The 20,760-nt window shown below is 54.2% G+C and carries 21 protein-coding genes, 3 tRNA genes and 1 pseudogene; 13 read left to right on the top strand and 12 right to left on the bottom strand.

The window, feature by feature from the left end; genetic code table 11:
- Positions 1-2 precede the first annotated feature (2 nt).
- Complete coding sequence (tsaE, locus tag GBC03_07310; protein ID QFS70021.1) at positions 3-464, bottom strand: tRNA (adenosine(37)-N6)-threonylcarbamoyltransferase complex ATPase subunit type 1 TsaE; 462 nt, start codon at positions 462-464, stop codon at positions 3-5.
- Positions 436-1,983 carry a bifunctional ADP-dependent NAD(P)H-hydrate dehydratase/NAD(P)H-hydrate epimerase gene (locus GBC03_07305; GenBank protein QFS70020.1) on the bottom strand — a complete coding sequence of 516 codons (1,548 nt, stop codon included), beginning with the start codon at positions 1,981-1,983 and terminating at the stop codon, positions 436-438. The genes tsaE and GBC03_07305 overlap by 29 nt, the downstream gene beginning before the upstream one ends.
- On the opposite strand from GBC03_07305, the gene queG reads away from it, so the two are divergent.
- Positions 1,982-3,121: a tRNA epoxyqueuosine(34) reductase QueG gene (gene queG / locus GBC03_07300; GenBank protein QFS70019.1), complete on the top strand. Its 1,140-nt coding sequence runs from the start codon at positions 1,982-1,984 to the stop codon at positions 3,119-3,121. The two genes, GBC03_07305 and queG, sit on opposite strands and share 2 nt — an antisense overlap.
- 270 nt (positions 3,122-3,391) lie before the next feature.
- Here queG and GBC03_07295 read toward each other — a convergent pair.
- From GBC03_07295 to GBC03_07280, 4 genes are all read right to left on the bottom strand, one after another.
- A tRNA-Gly gene (locus GBC03_07295) sits at positions 3,392-3,467 on the bottom strand.
- 157 nt (positions 3,468-3,624) lie between these two features.
- A tRNA-Gly gene (locus GBC03_07290) sits at positions 3,625-3,700 on the bottom strand.
- A gap of 99 nt (positions 3,701-3,799) precedes the next feature.
- Positions 3,800-3,875: transfer RNA gene (locus tag GBC03_07285), tRNA-Gly, on the bottom strand.
- Positions 3,876-4,061: 186 nt separating this feature from the next.
- Positions 4,062-4,607 carry an oligoribonuclease gene (locus tag GBC03_07280; protein ID QFS70018.1) on the bottom strand — a complete coding sequence of 182 codons (546 nt, stop codon included), beginning with the start codon at positions 4,605-4,607 and terminating at the stop codon, positions 4,062-4,064.
- A gap of 82 nt (positions 4,608-4,689) precedes the next feature.
- On the opposite strand from GBC03_07280, the gene rsgA reads away from it, so the two are divergent.
- From rsgA to mscM, 3 genes are all read left to right on the top strand, one after another.
- Entirely contained in the window at positions 4,690-5,766 is a 1,077-nt protein-coding gene (rsgA, locus tag GBC03_07275) for a small ribosomal subunit biogenesis GTPase RsgA (protein QFS70017.1), read from the top strand.
- Positions 5,767-5,861: 95 nt separating this feature from the next.
- Complete coding sequence (gene psd / locus GBC03_07270; GenBank protein ID QFS70016.1) at positions 5,862-6,830, top strand: phosphatidylserine decarboxylase; 969 nt, start codon at positions 5,862-5,864, stop codon at positions 6,828-6,830.
- Between the two features lie 66 nt (positions 6,831-6,896).
- Positions 6,897-10,223: a miniconductance mechanosensitive channel MscM gene (gene mscM / locus GBC03_07265; protein ID QFS70015.1), complete on the top strand. Its 3,327-nt coding sequence runs from the start codon at positions 6,897-6,899 to the stop codon at positions 10,221-10,223.
- 91 nt (positions 10,224-10,314) lie between these two features.
- Here the strand turns inward: mscM and epmA are convergent, their stop codons facing one another.
- Complete coding sequence (gene epmA, locus GBC03_07260) at positions 10,315-11,292, bottom strand: elongation factor P--(R)-beta-lysine ligase (protein ID QFS70014.1); 978 nt, start codon at positions 11,290-11,292, stop codon at positions 10,315-10,317.
- A gap of 322 nt (positions 11,293-11,614) precedes the next feature.
- Here epmA and frdA point away from each other — a divergent pair, with 322 nt between their 5' ends.
- The 5 genes from frdA (at position 11,615) to blc (ending at position 15,548) form a co-directional block, all read left to right on the top strand.
- Positions 11,615-13,399: a fumarate reductase (quinol) flavoprotein subunit gene (gene frdA, locus GBC03_07255; protein ID QFS70013.1), complete on the top strand. Its 1,785-nt coding sequence runs from the start codon at positions 11,615-11,617 to the stop codon at positions 13,397-13,399.
- Positions 13,399-14,133 (top strand): succinate dehydrogenase/fumarate reductase iron-sulfur subunit, encoded by a 735-nt coding sequence (locus tag GBC03_07250; protein QFS70012.1) that lies wholly within the window; start codon positions 13,399-13,401, stop codon positions 14,131-14,133. Before frdA ends, GBC03_07250 begins: the two co-directional genes overlap by 1 nt.
- 10 nt (positions 14,134-14,143) lie before the next feature.
- Positions 14,144-14,539, top strand: coding sequence for a fumarate reductase subunit FrdC (gene frdC / locus GBC03_07245; GenBank protein QFS70011.1), 396 nt, complete (start codon positions 14,144-14,146; stop codon positions 14,537-14,539).
- Between the two features lie 10 nt (positions 14,540-14,549).
- Positions 14,550-14,909, top strand: a complete 360-nt coding sequence (frdD, locus tag GBC03_07240) for a fumarate reductase subunit FrdD (GenBank protein QFS70010.1) — start codon at positions 14,550-14,552, stop codon at positions 14,907-14,909.
- Between the two features lie 105 nt (positions 14,910-15,014).
- Positions 15,015-15,548, top strand: a complete 534-nt coding sequence (gene blc, locus GBC03_07235) for an outer membrane lipoprotein Blc (GenBank protein QFS70009.1) — start codon at positions 15,015-15,017, stop codon at positions 15,546-15,548.
- Here blc and sugE read toward each other — a convergent pair.
- Positions 15,545-15,862, bottom strand: coding sequence for a quaternary ammonium compound efflux SMR transporter SugE (sugE, locus tag GBC03_07230; protein ID QFS70008.1), 318 nt, complete (start codon positions 15,860-15,862; stop codon positions 15,545-15,547). The two genes, blc and sugE, sit on opposite strands and share 4 nt — an antisense overlap.
- Before the next feature lie 256 nt (positions 15,863-16,118).
- On the opposite strand from sugE, the gene GBC03_07225 reads away from it, so the two are divergent.
- The gene (locus GBC03_07225) at positions 16,119-16,709 is read left to right on the top strand and encodes a helix-turn-helix transcriptional regulator (GenBank protein QFS70007.1); all 591 of its coding nucleotides are present in this window, start codon (positions 16,119-16,121) and stop codon (positions 16,707-16,709) included.
- Positions 16,710-16,743: 34 nt separating this feature from the next.
- Here GBC03_07225 and ecnB read toward each other — a convergent pair whose 3' ends face one another.
- The 3 genes from ecnB to efp all read right to left on the bottom strand — a co-directional run bounded on the left by ecnB (position 16,744) and on the right by efp (position 18,024).
- Entirely contained in the window at positions 16,744-16,890 is a 147-nt protein-coding gene (gene ecnB / locus GBC03_07220; GenBank protein QFS70006.1) for a lipoprotein toxin entericidin B, read from the bottom strand.
- Between the two features lie 108 nt (positions 16,891-16,998).
- Complete coding sequence (ecnA, locus tag GBC03_07215) at positions 16,999-17,133, bottom strand: lipoprotein antitoxin entericidin A (protein ID QFS73940.1); 135 nt, start codon at positions 17,131-17,133, stop codon at positions 16,999-17,001.
- Positions 17,134-17,457: 324 nt separating this feature from the next.
- A complete protein-coding gene (gene efp, locus GBC03_07210) occupies positions 17,458-18,024 on the bottom strand; it encodes an elongation factor P (GenBank protein ID QFS70005.1) in 567 nt (188 codons plus the stop codon).
- A gap of 41 nt (positions 18,025-18,065) precedes the next feature.
- Between efp and epmB the strand changes: the two genes are divergently transcribed.
- Together epmB and GBC03_07200 are read left to right on the top strand one after the other, a co-directional pair.
- Complete coding sequence (epmB, locus tag GBC03_07205; GenBank protein ID QFS70004.1) at positions 18,066-19,094, top strand: EF-P beta-lysylation protein EpmB; 1,029 nt, start codon at positions 18,066-18,068, stop codon at positions 19,092-19,094.
- Positions 19,095-19,256: 162 nt separating this feature from the next.
- Entirely contained in the window at positions 19,257-20,123 is an 867-nt protein-coding gene (locus GBC03_07200; GenBank protein QFS70003.1) for a hypothetical protein, read from the top strand.
- A gap of 81 nt (positions 20,124-20,204) precedes the next feature.
- Here GBC03_07200 and GBC03_07195 read toward each other — a convergent pair whose 3' ends face one another.
- Positions 20,205-20,558: a DUF4156 domain-containing protein gene (locus tag GBC03_07195; protein ID QFS70002.1), complete on the bottom strand. Its 354-nt coding sequence runs from the start codon at positions 20,556-20,558 to the stop codon at positions 20,205-20,207.
- On the opposite strand from GBC03_07195, the pseudogene GBC03_07190 reads away from it, so the two are divergent.
- Positions 20,557-20,756: pseudogene (locus GBC03_07190) on the top strand (hypothetical protein). The gene GBC03_07195 and the pseudogene GBC03_07190 sit on opposite strands and share 2 nt — an antisense overlap.
- Positions 20,757-20,760: the final 4 nt, after the last annotated feature.

The raw sequence follows: 20,760 nt of genomic DNA, 5'->3' as shown, positions 1-20,760 counted from the left end.
GGTTAACCGGCTAAACGCGCCAGCAACAAATCACCTGATGAGGAGACAGCACTGATGCGCGCCTCACGACCTTGCGCCTGGTAATCTATGTGTATTTCGACATCCGGGTCCGGGAGTACACCTTTACCCTGTTGTGGCCATTCCACCAGGCAAATGGCATCGTTGGCAAAATAATCGCGGATCCCCATAAATTCGAGTTCCTCGGGATCGGCAAGACGATACAGATCGAAGTGATAGACCATCAGGTTATCGAGAGAATAGGGTTCGACCAGCGTATAGGTTGGACTTTTTACATTACCGGAATGGCCTAACGCCTGCAGGAATCCCCGACTAAAGGTGGTTTTACCCGCACCTAAATCACCGTAGAGGTAGATAACGGTCGCGCCATTGCAGGCCTTGGCTACCCGTTGTCCCAGGTCTAATGTTGCCTGTTCGTCAGGTAGCGGAATTACTCGATTCATCATGATAAACGTCAATCACATCAGGGTTAACAATACGCTGTAGCGTGGAAAAAAGATCGGTTGCCAACATACCGCGCATACCTACGCTCGCCGCCAGAACATCTGCCGCCGCACCGTGGGCCACGCTGCCAGCACAGGCTGCATCATACGGGGTAAGCTTCTGTCCGAGCAATGCGCCAATAATACCGGAGAGCACATCGCCCATGCCGCCGCTGGCCATGCCCGCGTTCCCGACATCGACAATTCCCAATGCCTCTGGTTGTGCGGCAACTACCGTTCCCGCCCCTTTCAACACCGCAACACCTCCGTAACGTTTTACCAGACGCTGAGCAGAATGTAAGCGATCGCTTTCAATTTCTGCGACAGAACACCCCAGTAACCGCGCGGCTTCTCCCGGGTGCGGTGTGATGACGCGATTGTGACGTTTATCGGGGTTGATTGCCAGCAGGTTCAACGCATCCGCGTCCCAGAGCATCGGTTTACGAAAATTCTCGACTTTTTGCAGCGCTTTTTTGCCCCACTCCGCCTGTCCAAGCCCAGGACCAATGATGATGACATCCGCCCATGCGAGGCTTTCGTCAAGGGACTGCGGCGTCAGCTCATGCACCATCAGTTCGGGACGAGCGGTCAACAGCGGGGCGATATTCTCGCTGCGCGTCAGCACGCGTACCAGTCCCGCCCCGGCACGCAGCGCCGCTTCGCCAGCCAGCCGAATCGCGCCTGCCGTACCGTGATCGCCGCCAATCACCACCAGCCGACCGTGATCGCCTTTATGCGACGTTGCACGACGCGGAGAGAGCCAGTGCGCAAGTTGCGAGGCGTCGAAGCGTTGAATCGGCGCATCCTGCCCCGCCAGCCAGTCGTCCAGTCCTAGCGAATTAAAATGGACGCGCCCGGTGACATCACGGGCTTTTCCTGTCAGCAGGCCCGGTTTCAGGACGATAAAGGTAACCGTGCGTTCGGCCCTGATGACCGCACCGGGCGTCGCTCCCGTTTGTGCCAGCAACCCGGAAGGTATGTCTATCGAGACAACAGGTGCAGGATGGGCGTTTGTCCGTTCGATTAACGTAGACAACGGTTCGCGCGGCGCCTGGGTTAACCCAGTCCCTAACAGCGCGTCAATAATCAGGTCGATATTTTCCGGCCAGGCGATCGCCGGGGAATGAATAACACCGCCTGCGTTCAGCCAGGCCTCTCGCGCCTGTGCGGCTTCCTCGGGGAGCGGTTTGTCGCTCTCCTGCGCTATCAAGGTGACCAGAATCCCAGCCGCCTTCGCCAGCCTCGCCACCACGTAGCCATCGCCACCGTTATTACCGTGACCGCAGAGCACCAACCAGCGCCGGGCATAAGGCCGGGACTCTCGAGCCACATCAAACACCGCCTCACCCGCCCGCAGCATCAGCTCGAACAGCGTGAGCCCTAGCGCGTCGGCGGCCTCTCGCTCCAGTCGTTTGATGTCATCGGCGGGCCAGATGGAGTGTGGTATACTGATGGGGTTTTTCTTCATTGTATGGTCCGTCATGTCAGAGCCCCTCGATCTCAATCAGTTAGTGCGAAAAATTAAGCAGTGGGGGCTGGAACTGGGCTTTCAGCAGGTCGGTATTACCGATACCGACCTGAGCGAGTCCGAACCCAAACTGCAGGCGTGGCTGGACAAACAATACCATGGCGAAATGGACTGGATGGCGCGCCACGGCATGATGCGCGCGCGTCCCCATGAGCTGTTGCCCGGCACGCTACGCGTCATCAGCGTGCGCATGAACTATCTTCCCGCCCACGCCGCGTTTGCCAGTACGCTGAAAAACCCCGCACAGGGCTACATCAGTCGCTATGCCCTGGGGCGCGACTACCATAAGCTTTTACGTAACCGCCTCAAAAAGCTGGGCGAGATGATTCAGCAGCATTGTGTCACGCTGAATTTTAGACCTTTTGTCGACTCTGCGCCCATACTTGAGCGCCCGCTGGCGGAAAAAGCCGGTCTTGGATGGACAGGTAAGCACTCACTCATCCTGAACCGCGAAGCGGGGTCGTTTTTCTTTCTCGGTGAGTTACTGATTGATTTACCCCTGCCGGTTGACGATCCCGTGGAGGAAGGATGCGGGAAATGCGTCGCCTGCATCACCACCTGCCCGACCGGTGCAATTGTTGCCCCTTACACGGTGGATGCACGTCGCTGCATCTCTTACCTCACCATCGAACTGGAAGGCGCGATCCCTGAAGCCCTGCGGCCACTCATGGGCAACCGGATCTACGGTTGTGATGACTGCCAGTTGATCTGTCCGTGGAACCGCTATTCATACCTGACCAGCGAAGACGATTTCAGCCCACGCAAGGCACTTCATGCGCCCGAGTTGATTGAGCTGTTTGCCTGGAGTGAAGCAACGTTTTTAAAAATTACGGAAGGATCGGCTATTCGCCGTATTGGTCATCTGCGCTGGCTGCGTAATATTGCTGTCGCCCTCGGCAATGCCCCCTGGAGTGACGCCGCCCTTTCCGCGCTGGAAAGCCGTCGGGGTGAGCACCCACTTCTTGATGAGCATATTGAATGGGCTGTCGCGCAGCAAATCGCGAAGCGAAACGCCTGCGTGGTTGACGTGCAATCCCCGAAGCAAAGGCGACTGGTCAACGCTATCGAGAGGGGACTCCCGCGGGACGCCTGAATCTTCCACAGGCTGTGAATAAAAATAAAAACACATTGCTATTCAAGAACGAGAAAATCGTCAAGTGATCGCATTAACAATTTGCAATCTTAATTTTAACTATGATTTCAGACAGTTAAAGAAAAACTATTCACCCGGCGAAGTATCTGATTATTCCAAAGAAAAATCTTAAGCTGTGGATAACTCTGTTCACAAGAATGTGACAAAGGCAAAATAAAATGACCCCAATACAAAAATGTACTGTGGTTGATTTTCTGGAGATAAGAAATTTGGAGCGGGAAACGAGACTCGAACTCGCGACCCCGACCTTGGCAAGGTCGTGCTCTACCAACTGAGCTATTCCCGCTTAATCTTTGTCTTCCGAACCGCTACGGTGCTGGCTGCTTTCACTCACCTTAGTCACTTACTTTTGTAAGCTCTCAAGGATTCGTTTTCTTGCCGCCTTGTCGCAATTCGAAATCCTGCGATTGGGTGGTCCGTGCTAAACAAGCACTTTCAAATTTTGGAGCGGGAAACGAGACTCGAACTCGCGACCCCGACCTTGGCAAGGTCGTGCTCTACCAACTGAGCTATTCCCGCATAATCTTTGTCTTTCGAACCGCTACGGCGTTGACTGCCTTGTCGCAATTCGAAATCCTGCGATTGGGTGGTCCGTGCTAAACAAGCACTTTCAAATTTTGGAGCGGGAAACGAGACTCGAACTCGCGACCCCGACCTTGGCAAGGTCGTGCTCTACCAACTGAGCTATTCCCGCAAATTTGTTGCTGTCGTAACGTGTAATTCTCTGTCGTTACGGGAGGCGCATTATACGAGAAATCTTCCCGCCTGCAACCCCTCTAAAAGCGATTTTTTTGAAATCAGGTTCAAGTGATTAATTAAGCAGCAGGCTGCACAATTTAGCGACAAAAACCCGACAGTGCAAGCCTGTCGGGTAGCAAACTTACAACTTTATAAAGTTCTCACGGTAATAAGCCAGTTCCGCCACCGACTCGCGGATATCGTCCATCGCCTTATGCGATCCCTCCTTGCTCAAACCGTCCAGAATTTCGGGTTTCCAGCGACGCGCCAGCTCTTTCAGCGTGCTCACATCCAGGTAGCGGTAATGGAAATACGCTTCCAGTTCCGGCATGTACTTAAACAAAAAGCGGCGATCCTGCCCAATGCTGTTCCCGCAGATCGGTGACTTACCCGCCGGCACCCACGCTTTCAGAAACTCAAGCGTCGCCAGTTCCGCTTCGCGATCGCCCATCGTGCTCGCCTTCACACGTTCCACCAGCCCGCTGCCGGTATGGGTACGCACGTTCCAGTCATCCATCAGCGCCAGTTGTTCATCGGACTGATGAACAGCGATGGTCGGCCCTTCTGCCAGAATATTCAGGTTGGCATCGGTGACCAGCGTGGCGATTTCAATTATGCGATCGCGCTCGGGATCCAGACCGGTCATCTCAAGATCAATCCAAATCAGGTTGTTTTCATTGGCACTCATGCTATTTTCCACCCCTCATACGTCACATTCAGTGTGACTACTCTCATCTAGAATTGTGTGTATCATAGATGTTTTGCCCAACATGGGCGACCAGGAGCCAGTACGATTGAGTAAAAATAAACTCTCCAAAGGCCAACAGCGCCGCGTGAACGCTAATCACCAGCGTCGTCTTAAAACGTCTAAGGAGAAGCCAGACTACGATGACAACCTGTTTGGCGAGACCGCTGAAGGTATCGTCATTAGCCGTTTTGGCATGCACGCCGACGTCGAATCTGCCGACGGTGAAATTCATCGCTGCAATATTCGTCGCACAATCCGTTCGCTGGTAACCGGCGACCGCGTGGTCTGGCGTCCCGGTAAAACGGCGGCGGAAGGTGTCAACGTCAAAGGCATCGTCGAGGCGGTACATGAACGTACCTCGGTACTGACGCGCCCGGACTTTTACGATGGCGTAAAACCGATTGCCGCCAACATCGACCAGATTGTCATTGTCTCCGCGATTTTACCGGAGCTGTCACTCAATATTATCGACAGGTATCTGGTGGCCTGCGAGACATTGCAGGTTGAACCCATCATCGTGCTCAACAAAATCGATCTGCTGAATGACGAAAGCCTCGCTTTTGTGAATGAGCAGATGGATATCTATCGTCATATCGGTTATCGCGTGCTGATGGTCTCCAGCCATACTCAGGATGGTCTGAAACCGTTGGAAGAAGCGCTGACAGGGCGTATCAGCATCTTTGCTGGCCAGTCCGGCGTCGGCAAATCCAGCCTGCTCAACGCGCTGCTGGGGCTGCAGAAAGCCATTCTTACCAACGATGTTTCCGACAACTCCGGTCTGGGACAGCACACCACCACCGCTGCCCGTCTCTATCACTTCCCGCATGGCGGCGATGTCATTGATTCCCCTGGCGTGCGAGAGTTCGGTCTGTGGCACCTGGAGCCGGAACAAATCACCCACGGCTTTGTCGAATTTCATGACTATCTGGGACGGTGTAAATATCGTGACTGTAAGCACGACGCAGACCCAGGCTGCGCCATCCGTGCTGCCGTTGAAGACGGGAAAATTGCGGAAACCCGTTTCGAAAATTATCACCGTATTCTTGAAAGTATGTCGCAGGTAAAAACGCGTAAAAACTTTTCTGATACCGATGACTGACAACTAAGCTAAGCATCGCTAGAATCGTCCCCCTTTTTCAGGATCCGGTGCGAACGCCGGATCAGGAACGATAAAACAATGGCCTGGAGGCTACCTTGTTAAACTCATTTAAACTTTCGCTACAATACATTCTGCCGAAACTATGGCTCACTCGCCTGGCGGGCTGGGGCGCGAGCAAACGAGCGGGATGGCTGACTAAACTGGTTATCGATCTGTTCGTGAAGTACTACAAGGTCGATATGAAAGAAGCGCAGAAGCCGGATACCGCCAGCTACCGCTCATTCAATGATTTCTTTGTCCGTCCACTGCGTGACGACGTTCGCCCGCTGAATACCGATCCAAACGTACTGGTCATGCCGGCTGACGGCGTCATCAGCCAGTTAGGCGCTATCGAAGAAGATAAGCTCCTGCAGGCTAAAGGCCACAACTACAGTCTGGAAGCCCTGCTGGCAGGCAACTACCTGATGGCGGATCTTTTCCGCAACGGTTCGTTTGTGACCACCTATCTGTCACCGCGCGACTACCACCGCGTACACATGCCGTGCAACGGTATTCTGCGTGAGATGATCTATGTGCCGGGCGATCTGTTCTCGGTCAACCATCTGACCGCCCAGAACGTCCCAAACCTGTTTGCCCGTAATGAACGTGTTATCTGCCTGTTCGATACTGAGTTTGGCCCAATGGCGCAAATTCTGGTCGGTGCTACGATTGTTGGCAGTATCGAAACCGTCTGGGCAGGGACCATCACGCCGCCGCGCGAAGGCGTGATCAAACGCTGGACCTGGCCTGCGGGCGAAAGTGAAGGTTCGGTTGCACTGCTGAAAGGTCAGGAAATGGGCCGCTTCAAGCTGGGTTCCACCGTAATCAATCTGTTCGCACCGGGCAAAGTGAATCTGGTCGAGCAGCTTGAAAGCCTTTCCGTGACCAAAATTGGTCAGCCGCTGGCGATATCTACCGAAACGTTTGTGATGCCAGAAGCGGAACCTGCACCGTTACCGGAAGAAGAAATTAACGCCGAGCACGACGCCAGTCCGCTGGTCGACGATAAGAAAGACGAAACTTAATACATACATAGCATCATGCGAGAAGCATCAAGCCGCTTAAATGATGACGTGTAGAGGGAAGCTGCTGTGCGCCTGATTATAACGTTTCTGATGGCCTGGTGCCTCAGCCTGGGGGCGTACGCTGCAACCGCCCCCGACGCCAAACAAATCACCCAGGAACTGGAGCAGGCAAAATCCGCAAAGCCTGCCCAGCCCGATGTCGTCGAAGCCCTTCAGTCTGCGTTGAACGCGCTTGATGAACGCAAAGGTTCTCTCGAGCGCGTTCAGCAATACCAGCAGGTTATCGATAACTTCCCGAAAATGTCCGCCAGTCTGCGCGCGCAGTTAACCAACCTGCGCGATGAACCCCGCAGCGTGTCGCCGGGCATGACGACCGATGCGCTGAATCAGGAAATCCTTCAGGTTAGCAGTCAACTGCTGGAAAAAAGCCGTCAGGCCCAGCAGGAGCAAGAGCGCGCCCGTGAGATTGCCGACTCGCTGAGCCAACTGCCCCAGCAGCAAACCGATGCCCGTCGACAGCTCAATGAGATTGAGCGCCGCATCGGTACCGCCACCGGCAACACCCCGCTCAACCAGGCACAAAATTTCAGTATGCAGGCGGAATCCGCCCGCCTGAAAGCGCTGGTTGATGAGCTGGAGCTGGCGCAGCTTTCGGCTAACAACCGTCAGGAACTGGCGCGTATGCGCTCCGAACTGGCGGAAAAACAGAGTCAGCAACTGGATGCGTATTTACAGGCTCTGCGCAATCAGCTCAACAGCCAGCGTCAGCGTGAAGCTGAACGCGCGCTGGAAAGCACCGAGCTCCTGGCAGAGAACAGCGCTGATTTACCGCCGGACATTGTTGCCCAGTTCAAAGTGAACCGGGAACTGTCAGCCGCGCTGAATCAGCAGGCTCAGCGCATGGATCTCGTCGCCTCTCAGCAACGTCAGGCCGCCAGTCAGACTCAGCAGGTACGTCAGGCATTAACGACACTTCGCGAACAGTCGCAGTGGTTAGGTTCGTCTAACCTGTTGGGCGAAGCGTTACGCGCTCAGGTGGCGCGTCTGCCGGAAATGCCTAAACCCCAGCAGCTGGATACCGAAATGGCGCAACTGCGCGTCCAGCGTCTGCGCTATGAAGATCAACTCAACAAACAGCCTCAGCTGCGCCAGCTCCATCAGGCGGACGGACAACCGCTCACTGCGGAACAAAACCGTATTCTTGAAGCGCAGCTGCGCACCCAACGCGAACTGCTGAATTCGTTGTTACAGGGCGGCGACACGTTAATCCTCGAGCTGACCAAACTGAAAGTGTCCAATAGTCAGCTTGAGGATGCGCTGAAAGAGGTGAACGAAGCGACCCACCGCTATCTGTTCTGGACCTCTGATGTTCGCCCAATGTCTTTCTCGTGGCCGATAGATATCGTGCAGGATCTGCGTCGATTGATCTCACTCGACACCTTCAGCCAGTTAGGTCAGGCCAGTCTGATGATGCTGACCAGCAGGGATACCCTGCTACCGCTGTTTGGCGCGTTGATTCTGGTCGGTTTCAGTATTTACTCACGTCGCCACTTCACCCGTTTTCTGGAACGTTCCGCCGCCAGAGTGGGCAAGGTGACGCAGGACCACTTCTGGCTCACGCTGCGTACCGTGTTCTGGTCGATACTGGTGGCCTCTCCGCTGCCGGTACTGTGGATGACGCTGGGATATGGACTGCGCGAAGCCTGGCCTTATCCTCTTGCCGTTGCGATAGGCGATGGCGTCACGGCGACAGTACCGCTGCTGTGGGTCGTGATGATTTGTGCGGCGTTTGCCCGGCCAAATGGCCTGTTTATTGCCCACTTCGGCTGGCCGCGCGAACGCGTGTCACGCGCAATGCGTTATTACCTGATGAGTATCGGGCTTATTGTGCCGCTGATCATGGCGCTCATCATGTTCGATAATCTGAACGATCGTGAGTTCTCCGGCTCACTCGGTCGTCTGTGCTTTATTCTGATTTGCGGTGCGCTGGCGCTGGTTACCCTGAGCCTGAAAAAAGCCGGCATTCCGCTCTATCTCGATAAAGAGGGCAGCGGCGATAATATTGTGAACAGCATGCTGTGGAACCTGATGATTGGCGCACCGGTGGTCGCGATACTGGCGGCTGCCGTGGGTTATCTGGCGACATCGCAGGCGCTGCTGGCGCGACTGGAAACCTCCGTTGCCATCTGGTTCCTGCTACTGGTGATTTACCACGTCATTCGCCGCTGGATGCTCATTCAACGCCGCAGACTGGCCTTTGACCGCGCCAAGCATCGTCGCGCGGAAATGCTGGCCCAGCGCGCGCGTGGCGAAGAGGAACCAGCCCATTCAACCAGCCTGGAAGGGACCATTGACGTTGACGAGAGCGAAGTCGACCTTGACGCCATCAGCACCCAGTCGCTACGTCTGGTACGTTCCATTCTGATGCTGATCGCCCTGCTGTCGGTCATTGTGCTGTGGTCGGAAATTCATTCCGCATTCGGCTTCCTCGAAAACATCTCGCTGTGGGACGTCACCTCTACGGTACAGGGGGTCGAAAGTTTAGAGCCCATTACGCTGGGTGCGGTGCTGATCGCCATTCTGGTGTTTATCATCACCACCCAACTGGTGCGTAATCTGCCTGCGCTTCTCGAACTGGCGTTGCTGCAACACCTCGATCTCACGCCGGGTACCGGCTACGCCATCACTACCATCACCAAGTACCTGCTGATGCTGATTGGCGGTCTGGTGGGCTTCTCGATGATTGGGATTGAGTGGGCAAAACTGCAATGGCTGGTGGCGGCACTCGGTGTTGGTCTGGGCTTTGGCTTGCAGGAAATCTTCGCCAACTTTATCTCCGGCCTGATCATCCTGTTCGAAAAACCGATTCGTATTGGCGATACGGTGACCATTCGCGATCTGACCGGCAGCGTAACGAAGATCAATACCCGCGCGACCACCATCAGCGACTGGGATCGCAAAGAGATCATCGTGCCGAACAAAGCGTTTATCACCGAGCAGTTCATCAACTGGTCGCTGTCCGATTCCGTGACGCGTGTGGTGCTGACCATTCCGGCACCGTCCGATGTGAACAGCGAAGAGGTGACGCAGATCCTGCTGACCGCCGCGCACCGCTGCTCACTGGTGATCGACAACCCGGCACCGGAAGTCTTCCTGGTCGATCTCCAGCAAGGGATCCAGATCTTTGAGCTGCGTATCTATGCCGCCGAGATGGGTCACCGTATGCCGCTGCGCCATGAAATCCACCAGTTGATTCTGGCAGGCTTCCGCGAGCACGGTATCGATATGCCGTTCCCACCGTTCCAGATGCGTCTGGAGAGTTTGAATGGCAGACAAACGGGGAAAACGCTCAGTTCTGCCGGCAGAAGAAGTCGCCCGGCGGGGAGTTTGTAAGTCTTCGTCATACCCGGCAGGGCAGACGGAACGGGCTTGTAGAGATGAAAAGTGGTGCACAACGCACCGCTTTTCATCACATCAGAACGCGTTATGCACGATCAACCGTAAAAGCAATCACTTCCGCGAGGCTTTCCGCGCCCAGCGCCAGCATCACCAGACGATCGACGCCCAGCGCAACACCCGAGCAGTCCGGCATGCCGACCTTTAGCGCCTCGATCAAATTGTTATCGATAGGCTGCTGCGGCAATCCGCGCGCGGCGCGCTTGCGGTTGTCCTGTTCAAAACGCTGCTGCTGTTCACGCGCATCCGTCAGTTCATGGAAACCATTCGCCAGTTCAATACCTTTGAAGTAGACCTCGAAACGTTCCGCCACGCGGTGATCTTCCGTACTGATCTGCGCCAGTGATGCCTGACTTGCCGGGAAGTGATAAACAAACGTCGGCTTATCCTTGCCAATGTGCGGCTCAACGCCCATCGCAAACAGCAGTTGCAGTAAGGTATCGCGATCTTCTTCAGTGTCGGCAATGTTGCTTAAATCCAGCTTCGCGGCGACGTCGCGCAGTTGCGTTTTATCCGCAGAGAGTGGGTCTATCTCCAGATGACGCTGGAACGCCTGCTGATAAGAGAGGCTCTCCGCCGCCGGGCATTCCAGCACCTGCTGCAGCAGATCGTCCACCTCGTTCATCAACCGGTACATGTCGTAATGCGGACGATACCACTCGAGCATCGTGAACTCAGGGTTGTGATGGCGCCCCATCTCTTCATTACGGAAACTACGGCACAGCTGAAAGACCGGACCACACCCTGCCACCAGCAGACGTTTCATGTGGTATTCCGGGCTGGTCATTAAATAGAGGTTCATCCCCTGCGAATGGCCGGGGCCGACGAAACGCGTTTCGAACGGGAACAGATTAATGTCTGTGACCGTCGCCTGACTCATGCAGGGCGTCTCAACCTCCAGCACTCCGCGATCGGCAAAGAAACGACGAATTTCCGTCATAATTGCCGCGCGTTTTAACAGGTTAGGTATGGACGCGCTCGGCTGCCAGGTTGCCGTTTCGCTCATGGTTCTTTCTCCAGTTTAAGACAAGGGCACGAAGTCTACTCGTAACGCGGCAATGAAACAAATTTTGCTCAGGAATACTCAAGCGCGGCTAAAGAGTTAAAAAACCGTAGAAGGATGGTTTAGTAATTAAATTAATCAAAATCAATGATAATTCACCCTTCCGACACGCCAAAAAAATCGAACACGTCAAATTTCCAGCACATAGCAGCGACTATACTGTTGTACCTATAAAGGAGCAGTGGAAACACGTTCGCTACCCACCTTTTTCAGGCTCTTTTACGAGATATGTGGTGGCGAAATTACAATAATCTGGAGGAATGTCGTGCAAACCTTTCAAGCCGATCTTGCCATTATAGGCGCCGGTGGCGCGGGATTACGTGCTGCAATTGCCGCAGCGCAGGCAAATCCTAATGCGAAAATCGCACTGATTTCAAAAGTGTACCCAATGCGCAGCCACACCGTTGCTGCCGAAGGGGGCTCAGCCGCTGTCGCCCAGGATCATGACAGCTTCGACTACCATTTTCACGATACGGTAGCGGGCGGAGACTGGCTGTGTGAACAGGATGTCGTGGATTATTTTGTCCACCACTGTCCTACCGAGATGACCCAACTGGAACAATGGGGCTGCCCGTGGAGTCGCCGTGAAGACGGTAGCGTCAACGTTCGTCGCTTTGGCGGGATGAAAATTGAGCGTACCTGGTTTGCTGCGGATAAAACCGGCTTCCATATGCTGCATACCCTGTTCCAGACCTCTCTGCAGTTCCCACAGATCCAGCGCTTTGACGAACACTTTGTGCTGGATATCCTGGTCGATGATGGTCATGCTCGCGGCCTGGTGGCGATGAACATGATGGAAGGCACGCTGATGCAAATCCGTGCTAACGCGGTGGTGATGGCAACAGGCGGCGCAGGCCGTGTGTATCGCTATAACACCAACGGCGGCATCGTTACCGGCGACGGCATGGGCATGGCGCTGAGCCACGGCGTTCCGCTGCGTGATATGGAATTTGTTCAGTATCACCCGACCGGCCTACCGGGTTCCGGTATCCTGATGACCGAAGGCTGCCGTGGTGAAGGCGGTATTCTGGTCAACAAAAACGGCTACCGTTATCTGCAGGATTACGGCATGGGTCCGGAAACACCGCTGGGCGAGCCGAAAAACAAATACATGGAGCTGGGTCCGCGCGACAAAGTTTCTCAGGCCTTCTGGCATGAATGGCGTAAAGGCAACACCATCTCCACGCCGCGTGGCGATGTGGTTTACCTCGACCTGCGTCATCTGGGTGAGAAGAAACTGCTGGAACGTCTGCCGTTCATTTGTGAACTGGCAAAAGCTTACGTGGGCGTCGATCCGGTGAAAGAGCCGATTCCGGTTCGTCCGACCGCGCACTACACCATGGGCGGTATCGAAACCGATCAGAATTGCGAAACCCGCATCAAAGGTCTGTTTGCCGTCGGTGAATGTTCTTCTGTGGGTCTGCACGGCGCGAACCGTCTGGGTTCTAACTCACTGGCTGAACTGGTGGTCTTTGGCCGTCTGGCAGGTGAGCAGGCGATGGAGCGTGCATCGACAGCGGGCACCGCTAACGACGCCGCGCTCGACGCACAGGTTGCGGGCGTTGAACAACGGCTGAAAAACCTGGTTAACCAGGAAGGTAACGAGAACTGGTCGAAGATTCGCGACGAAATGGGGCTCTCCATGGAAGAAGGTTGCGGTATCTACCGTACGCCGGAACTCATGCAGAAAACGGTTGATAAACTGGCCGAATTGCAGGAGCGCTTCAAGCGCGTTCGCATCACCGACACCTCCAGCGTATTCAACACCGACCTGCTGTACACCATTGAGCTGGGTCATGGTCTGAACGTCGCTGAATGTATGGCGCATTCCGCGCTGGCTCGTAAGGAATCACGTGGCGCACACCAACGTCTGGACGAAGGTTGCACCGAGCGTGACGACGTCAACTTCCTCAAACATACTCTCGCCTTCCGCGATGCTGATGGCACGACTCGCCTCGACTATAGCGACGTGAAAATCACTACGCTGCCGCCTGCAAAACGTGTTTACGGTGCGGAAGCGGAAGCAGCCGATAAGAAGGAGAAGGCGTAATGGCTGAGATGAAAAACCTGAAAGTTGAGGTGGTGCGCTATAACCCTGAGACCGACACCGCGCCGCACAGTGCTTTCTATGAAGTGCCTTATGATGAAACAACGTCACTGCTGGATGCGTTGGGCTACATCAAAGATAACCTGGCGCCAGACCTGAGCTATCGCTGGTCCTGCCGTATGGCGATCTGCGGCTCCTGCGGCATGATGGTCAACAACGTACCGAAACTGGCGTGCAAAACCTTCCTGCGTGAATACACCAACGGCATTAAGGTTGAAGCGCTGGGCAACTTCCCGATTGAGCGCGATCTGGTCGTCGACATGACGCACTTTATCGAAAGTCTGGAAGCGATTAAGCCGTACATCATCGGTAACCCGCGTACGCCGGATCAGGGTCCAAACACCCAGACCCCGGCGCAGATGGCGAAGTATCACCAGTTCTCTGGTTGCATCAACTGTGGTCTGTGCTATGCCGCATGCCCGCAGTTCGGCCTGAACCCTGAGTTCATCGGACCGGCTGCGATTACCCTGGCGCATCGTTACAACGAAGACAGTCGCGACCATGGTAAGAAGGAGCGTATGGCGCAGTTGAATAGTCCGAACGGCGTATGGACCTGTACTTTCGTGGGCTACTGCTCCGAAGTTTGTCCGAAGCACGTCGATCCGGCGGCTGCCATTCAGCAGGGTAAAGTGGAAAGCTCGAAAGACTTTCTTATCGCCACCCTGAAACCACGCTAAGGAGTGCAACATGACGACTAAACGCAAACCCTATGTGCGGCCGATGACGTCCACCTGGTGGAAGAAATTGCCGTTTTATCGCTTTTACATGCTGCGCGAAGGCACAGCCGTTCCGGCAGTCTGGTTTAGCATTGAGCTGATTTTCGGCCTGTTCGCACTGAAGCACGGTGTGGAATCCTGGGAAGGCTTCGTTGGTTTTCTGCAAAACCCGGTGGTGGTGATCCTCAACGTGATCGCCCTGGCGGCAGCACTGCTGCACACCAAAACCTGGTTTGAGCTGGCGCCGAAAGCAGCCAACATCATCGTAAAAAGCGAAAAAATGGGGCCAGAGCCGATCATCAAAGGTCTCTGGGCGGTTACTGTGGTGGCGACCGTAGTCATACTGTTTGTTGCCCTGTTCTGGTAAGGAGTCCGGGATGATTAATCCAAATCCAAAACGTTCTGACGAACCCGTATTCTGGGGTCTGTTTGGCGCAGGCGGTATGTGGGGTGCGATTATCGCGCCAGTGATGGTTCTGCTGGTGGGGATTCTGCTGCCGCTGGGTCTGTTCCCGGGCGATGCCCTGAGCTATGAGCGCGTACTGGCGTTTGCTCAGAGCTTTATCGGCCGTGCTTTCCTGTTCCTGATGATTGTCCTGCCACTGTGGTGTGGCTTACACCGTATGCACCACGCGATGCATGACCTGAAAATCCATGTGCCGGCTGGCAAATGGGTGTTCTACGGTCTGGCAGCCATCCTGACCGTCGTAACGGCGATTGGCATTCTGTCTGTCTAAAGCAATCCGCCCTCTTATCTGCTGATAAGAGGGCGTTTTTTCGTCCCCACCGTTATTTTCTCCACCAGGTTCTACACTTAGGAAAAACACCCTAAGGATAAACCTATGCGCCTGCTCCCTATCGTTGCCGCTGTGACGACTGCGTTTCTGGTGGTCTCCTGTAGTACCCCTACTCCGCCACAGGGCGTCACCGTGGTGAATAACTTCGATGCCAAACGCTATCTCGGGACCTGGTACGAAATTGCCCGTTTTGATCATCGCTTCGAACGGGGACTGGAAAAGGTCACAGCGACCTACAGTCCGCGCGATGACGGCGGTCTCAACGTGATCAATAAAGGCTGGAACCCGGACAGAGCGATGTGGCAGAAAAGCGAGGGGAAAGCGTATTTCACCGGCGACCCCAGCCGCGCCGCGCTGAAAGTCTCCTTCTTCGGTCCGTTCTACGGTGGCTATAACGTTATCGCGATCGACAGAGAGTACCGGCACGCGCTGGTCTGCGGCCCGGATCGCGACTACCTGTGGATACTCTCTCGCACGCCGACGCTTTCTGACGAAATGAAGCAGCAGATGCTGGCCGTCGCGACCCGGGAAGGGTTTGATGTCAGTAAGCTAATCTGGGTGAAGCAGCCCGGTGCTTAGTGGGTGCTTAATTTCAGACCAATAATACCGACTACGATTAACGCCAGACTTGCCAGACGCATGGGATTAGCCGATTCACCCAGCAACAGAATGCCGGTGATGGCAGCACCGACGGCGCCAATCCCCGTCCACACGGCATATGCAGTGCCCACGGGGAGCGTTTTCATCGCCCACGCAAGCAGTGCCATACTGACGATCATCGCGGCAATGGTGATGATACTCGGCGTCAGGCGACTAAAACCGTGGGTATATTTCAGACCCACGGCCCAAACCACTTCAAGCAGACCCGCGATGAGTAAGATTATCCAGGACATATCAGGCTCCAGAGAAATGGGGCCGTCCCCGGTGAAAGAAGCGTTAGCAGGTCGTCCTGTAACGCTGATGGTAGAAAAAACATTCTTGCCCGAGCGGCGGTGAATTTCAACATTTTTATCTTTTCGCACCTAAAAGGTTGAATTAGGCGCATTTCGCAGCGCATTTTGCCCATTCAGCACTCATCCGACTTCTCTATGATGGGACGCTTTCTGAAGTCAGGAAGCCATTTGCCTTACTTCTGAATGCGAAAACGCTATGTTGAAAATATTAGTGATTGACCGTTGCCACTTCACCCGCACAGGGATCGAGGCATGGATTAATCATTCCGAACTCTTTAATACGTCGTTTCTGGTCTCTGGGCTCAATAACCTCTTACTGGTTAAAGAGCACATCCAGCAGTGGAAACCTCACCTGGTGATCGCGGACTTGTACGGTTTTCTCAACGACACCCAGTCGGCCCAGTATATTGCCCCGTTTTTTCTCGCCTGCGGTGGCAGTCCGTTGATATTACTGGAGTCTGGTGGTGCGATGGCGGAGACGCTGCGCTATCCGGTCTGTGCGTCATTAACCAAACAGGTTTCTCTGGCGGAGCTGGCTGAAAATATTCACAACGCGCTGCTAACCGGTTCGGTATCCGAAGCGCCCGGCAACGCCTCGACGCTGCTTACGCCACAGGAAGAGAAAGTGCTGACGATGTGGATGGAAGGGGCGAGTAACAACGCGATTGCCTGTGCGCTCAGCATTCATGGCAAAACGGTGTACACCTACAAACGCAATATCCGCATGAAATTACACATGGATAATCGCTTTTCGCCGTTTCTTGCGCCGTCCGAGCTGAAAAATTAACGGCACGACAAAACTCGCCGTACCGTTTACGCGGCTACTGCTGAGCTTTGGTTGCGGCGCCCGAAATGGCGTTGCCGCCGTCGGAAATATCCTCACCCATGCCGCGCGTGGTATTACAGGCAGTTAACACGGAGGAAAGTACCAACACAGATAAGATCGCTGCAATTGTCTTTTTAACCATAACGTCTTCCTTTTCTAGCCTATGTTGTTTGTGTAGTGCCACTTAATCATAGACAAGATCCCGAACAATGGCGGGAGATAGACGCTTTTTAGGACGACGAGAAGAAAATTAGCTGGCCGCGTGGGAAATGGAATTACCGAGGTGCTTAATATCCTCACCAAAGCCGCGTGCAGTATTGCAACCCGCCAGCAACGAGCTGGTGAGAAGGAGCAGTGTTACAAGACCGAGAAGACGTTTCATCATTCCTGCCCTGGAGAAATAATGGCGCAGCAAAAGCTGCTGCACCATTATACCCGTCATACTTCAAGTTGCATGTGCGTTGGCTGCACTCGTTCCCCCAGTCACTTACTTATGTAAGCTCCTGGGGATAAATGAGAGACATCCTGTCTCTCACCGAAGGCCAGCCTACGGCTGGTCAAATTCGTTCCCGACGAATTTGTCACTCCCTTGCCGCGTGACTCAGCCTTCGGCTTCGCCCCTCCGGGGCCAGCGCTAGCGCTGTTCAAAGCCCTTTAGGCTTTGTCCTGCAACTCGAATTATTTAGGGTATAAATGGAAATAACGCGGATTATTTAACGCGGGAGACGTACTCGCCTGAACGCGTATCCACTTTAATCACTTCGCCAATCTGAACGAACAGAGGCACTTTCACCACTGCGCCAGTAGACAGCGTGGCCGGCTTACCACCCGTACCTGCGGTATCGCCTTTCAGACCCGGATCGGTATCAACGATTTCCAGTTCAACAAAGTTCGGCGGCGTCACAGAGATAGGCTGACCGTTCCACAGGGTCACGATGCACTCAGCCTGATCCAGCAGCCATTTCGCGTTATCACCTACCGCTTTCTCATCAGCAGCCAGCTGTTCGAAAGTTTCGTTGTTCATGAAGTGATAGAACTCACCGTCGTTGTACAGGAAAGTCAGGTTCATATCGACCACGTCTGCGCCTTCGGCGGAGTCGGTGGATTTGAAGGTTTTCTCAACGCGGGTGCCGGTCAGCAGGCGACGCAGCTTAACGCGCGCGAATGCCTGGCCTTTACCTGGTTTAACGAATTCGCTGGCTTCAACCGCATACGGTTCACCGTCCATCATGATTTTAAGACCAGCACGAAAATCGTTGCTATAGTACGTTGCCATAAGGCCCTCTGAAAATTGTTAACTGGTAGCTAAGCCACAAAATGGCGCATATTGTAACCCTAAATACCCCATCCAGAGAAGATTGGTTATCGCAACTTGCCGATGTTGTGACCAATCCCGATGAACTCCTGCGTCTTTTGAATATAGACGCAGATGAAAAACTGTTGGCCGGGCGTGATGCCAGACGTCTGTTCGCTCTGCGCGTGCCACGTGCCTTTATCGCGCGAATGGAAAAAGGCAATCCTGACGATCCGCTTTTACGTCAGGTACTTACCTCCGAGGATGAGTTTATTGCCGCGCCGGGTTTCTCCACCGATCCGCTTGAGGAACAACACAGCGTCGTACCGGGACTGCTGCATAAATACCGTAACCGGGCGCTGCTGTTGGTGAAAGGTGGCTGTGCGGTAAATTGCCGCTATTGCTTCCGCCGCCACTTCCCGTATGCGGAAAATCAGGGAAATAAGCGAAACTGGCAGGCCGCGCTGGACTACATTAGCGCGCATACCGAGCTGGATGAAATCATTTTCTCCGGCGGCGATCCGCTGATGGCCAAAGATCATGAGCTGGACTGGCTGCTCACGCAACTGGAAGCCATTCCCCATATCAAACGCCTGCGTATTCATAGTCGCCTGCCCATTGTCATCCCTGCGCGAATTACCGGGGAGCTGGTTGACCGCTTCACCCGTTCTTCGCTGCAAATCTTGCTGGTGAATCACATCAACCACGCCAACGAAGTCGATGAGTCCTTCCGGCAGGCGATGGCAAAACTGCGCACCGCAGGCGTTACGCTGCTCAATCAAAGCGTTCTGCTACGCGGCGTCAATGATAACGCCCGGACGCTGGCGAACCTCAGCAACGCACTGTTTGATGCGGGCGTCATGCCCTATTATCTGCATGTGCTGGATAAGGTTCAGGGCGCCGCGCATTTCATGGTGACAGACGATGAAGCCCGCCAGATTATGCGCGAACTGCTCACGCTGATATCGGGCTATATGGTGCCCAAACTGGCGCGGGAAATTGGCGGCGAGCCCAGTAAAACGCCACTGGATTTACAGCTGCGTCAGCAATAACTTCTCAAACAGGTGTCCACTTCCGGACACCTGCTACCAAAACCCCCGGTTCCCCCCTCCCTGTATGTTATTTTAGCGTCGCCTTGCGAACTATATATTTAAAAATCATATCTATAAGTCACAACCAATCGCTGAATTTATCATTGGTGAGGGAGAACCTTTATGGCTATTAGTATCAAAGGGGTTAATACGGGTGTTATCCGTAAAGCTAACGAATTCATAGCGCTGGCGCTGAAAATTAAAGAACCGAGGAACAAGGAATCGCTGTTTTTTCTGCCCGCACTGGAATTACGCGATCTGCTGATCGCCGTAGAGAGTCGTCTGCATCAGAAGCAGCAACTGGGCGTCGCTGAACGTCAGCATTACGAAAAAACGCGCGATGTTATCAGCAAGAAAATGCAGGAAAACATACCTGCGATGGTGGAAGACGAACTTCGACATGCAGATATTCATCGCCGCGTCACCGCCGTCGCCTTAACCGATGGAAGCAGCGACACCTTAACGCTGACCTTCACGCTTCACGATGGCAATACCTGCATCCTGCAGGTGAACGAATTGCAGATTGAGATTTTGGTGTACGCCATTATTCGGGCGATAGAGAACGCTGGCATGCGGGAGCTGGCGCTGCGAATCTCTTCGCTGCTGGACTTTTTACCGCTGTATGATGCGGACTGCCTGGACCATGAGCGACTGGAATACGACGCCTATACGCAGCCAGAGTGGAAGCACTCGCTTTTCACACATTATCTTGCGGTGCTCTACCGTTTTACGGGTGAAACAGGAAAGGAGCAGTTCAGCGGCGCCATCGTGAAAACCCGCGTTCAGTCTGGTAGCCAGGAGACGGAAGCCATTTTACGGCGTTTACTCGACTTTAGCCCGAGACTGAAAAAGCTGGCAGGTAAGCCGTGTCAGGTCTTTGTCAGAACGCTGACGGCGAATAAAACGCAAACGCTAACCCAGGAGCAATGCCTGCGCGCGCTGCATCATTTACGGGTTCAGTCCGTTAATACGACAGCACAACACGCCTGATGGCGCGACGCTTATCAGGCCTACAGGTGTGAGCACAGGCCTGATAAGAGGAATACCCGGCAACCACAGACACAAAGTCTATTAGTTAGGGCACTTATAAACCTGACCAATCATCTCACTGGCCGTTGGGACAAAGCTGGATAACATGCTCTGACTCGGGCTGCTGACGCCATAAATCACGTTGCCGCCCATGGCTGCCGCCTGGTTGCGCAGGTCATTTGCCGCACCACGCATAGAGCCGCCTTCTTCACCGTGCTGACCTGAAAGCCAGTTGCTCTGCTTACCGGTTGCCGTGCCAATTAGCTGACATTCAGCGCCAGGCTTATCTTCAACAAAGCGAACGCTTTGTCCTGCAGAACTCAGTTCGCTGCTGGAGCTACAACCCGCCATCAGTAGCGCGGCACCGACAATCCCTGCAAAATATTTCGCGTGCATGTTATTCCCCATAATCAATGAGCTGGACGTTTTGTCCGTCACTGAATCTTATACTAAAAAGATGACCAAAAGAAAAACCCCCGAACATTTCTGCCCGAGGGTTTCTCATTTTTCGCGAAATGCTGATTTAATCGAATAATTCAGGTTGCAGGCAGGCGGCAAGTTTATGATTCCCCGGGAGCTTACATTAGTAAGTGACCGG

The organism is Citrobacter telavivensis (assembly GCA_009363175.1).
GTDB lineage: Bacteria > Pseudomonadota > Gammaproteobacteria > Enterobacterales > Enterobacteriaceae > Citrobacter_A > Citrobacter_A telavivensis.
The sequence above is the reverse complement of the archived record's forward strand: the minus strand, read 5'-3'. Positions and strand labels throughout refer to the sequence as shown.

Coding starts and splice junctions, on each gene's coding strand:
- tsaE (QFS70021.1), bottom strand. CDS start 464: ATGATGAATCGAGTAATTCCGCTACCTGACGAACAGGCAACATTAGAC.
- queG (QFS70019.1), top strand. CDS start 1,982: ATGTCAGAGCCCCTCGATCTCAATCAGTTAGTGCGAAAAATTAAGCAG.
- GBC03_07305 (QFS70020.1), bottom strand. CDS start 1,983: ATGACGGACCATACAATGAAGAAAAACCCCATCAGTATACCACACTCC.
- GBC03_07280 (QFS70018.1), bottom strand. CDS start 4,607: ATGAGTGCCAATGAAAACAACCTGATTTGGATTGATCTTGAGATGACC.
- rsgA (QFS70017.1), top strand. CDS start 4,690: ATGGGCGACCAGGAGCCAGTACGATTGAGTAAAAATAAACTCTCCAAA.
- epmA (QFS70014.1), bottom strand. CDS start 11,292: ATGAGCGAAACGGCAACCTGGCAGCCGAGCGCGTCCATACCTAACCTG.
- GBC03_07250 (QFS70012.1), top strand. CDS start 13,399: ATGGCTGAGATGAAAAACCTGAAAGTTGAGGTGGTGCGCTATAACCCT.
- frdC (QFS70011.1), top strand. CDS start 14,144: ATGACGACTAAACGCAAACCCTATGTGCGGCCGATGACGTCCACCTGG.
- frdD (QFS70010.1), top strand. CDS start 14,550: ATGATTAATCCAAATCCAAAACGTTCTGACGAACCCGTATTCTGGGGT.
- blc (QFS70009.1), top strand. CDS start 15,015: ATGCGCCTGCTCCCTATCGTTGCCGCTGTGACGACTGCGTTTCTGGTG.
- sugE (QFS70008.1), bottom strand. CDS start 15,862: ATGTCCTGGATAATCTTACTCATCGCGGGTCTGCTTGAAGTGGTTTGG.
- GBC03_07225 (QFS70007.1), top strand. CDS start 16,119: ATGTTGAAAATATTAGTGATTGACCGTTGCCACTTCACCCGCACAGGG.
- ecnB (QFS70006.1), bottom strand. CDS start 16,890: ATGGTTAAAAAGACAATTGCAGCGATCTTATCTGTGTTGGTACTTTCC.
- ecnA (QFS73940.1), bottom strand. CDS start 17,133: ATGATGAAACGTCTTCTCGGTCTTGTAACACTGCTCCTTCTCACCAGC.
- efp (QFS70005.1), bottom strand. CDS start 18,024: ATGGCAACGTACTATAGCAACGATTTTCGTGCTGGTCTTAAAATCATG.
- epmB (QFS70004.1), top strand. CDS start 18,066: ATGGCGCATATTGTAACCCTAAATACCCCATCCAGAGAAGATTGGTTA.
- GBC03_07200 (QFS70003.1), top strand. CDS start 19,257: ATGGCTATTAGTATCAAAGGGGTTAATACGGGTGTTATCCGTAAAGCT.
- GBC03_07195 (QFS70002.1), bottom strand. CDS start 20,558: ATGCACGCGAAATATTTTGCAGGGATTGTCGGTGCCGCGCTACTGATG.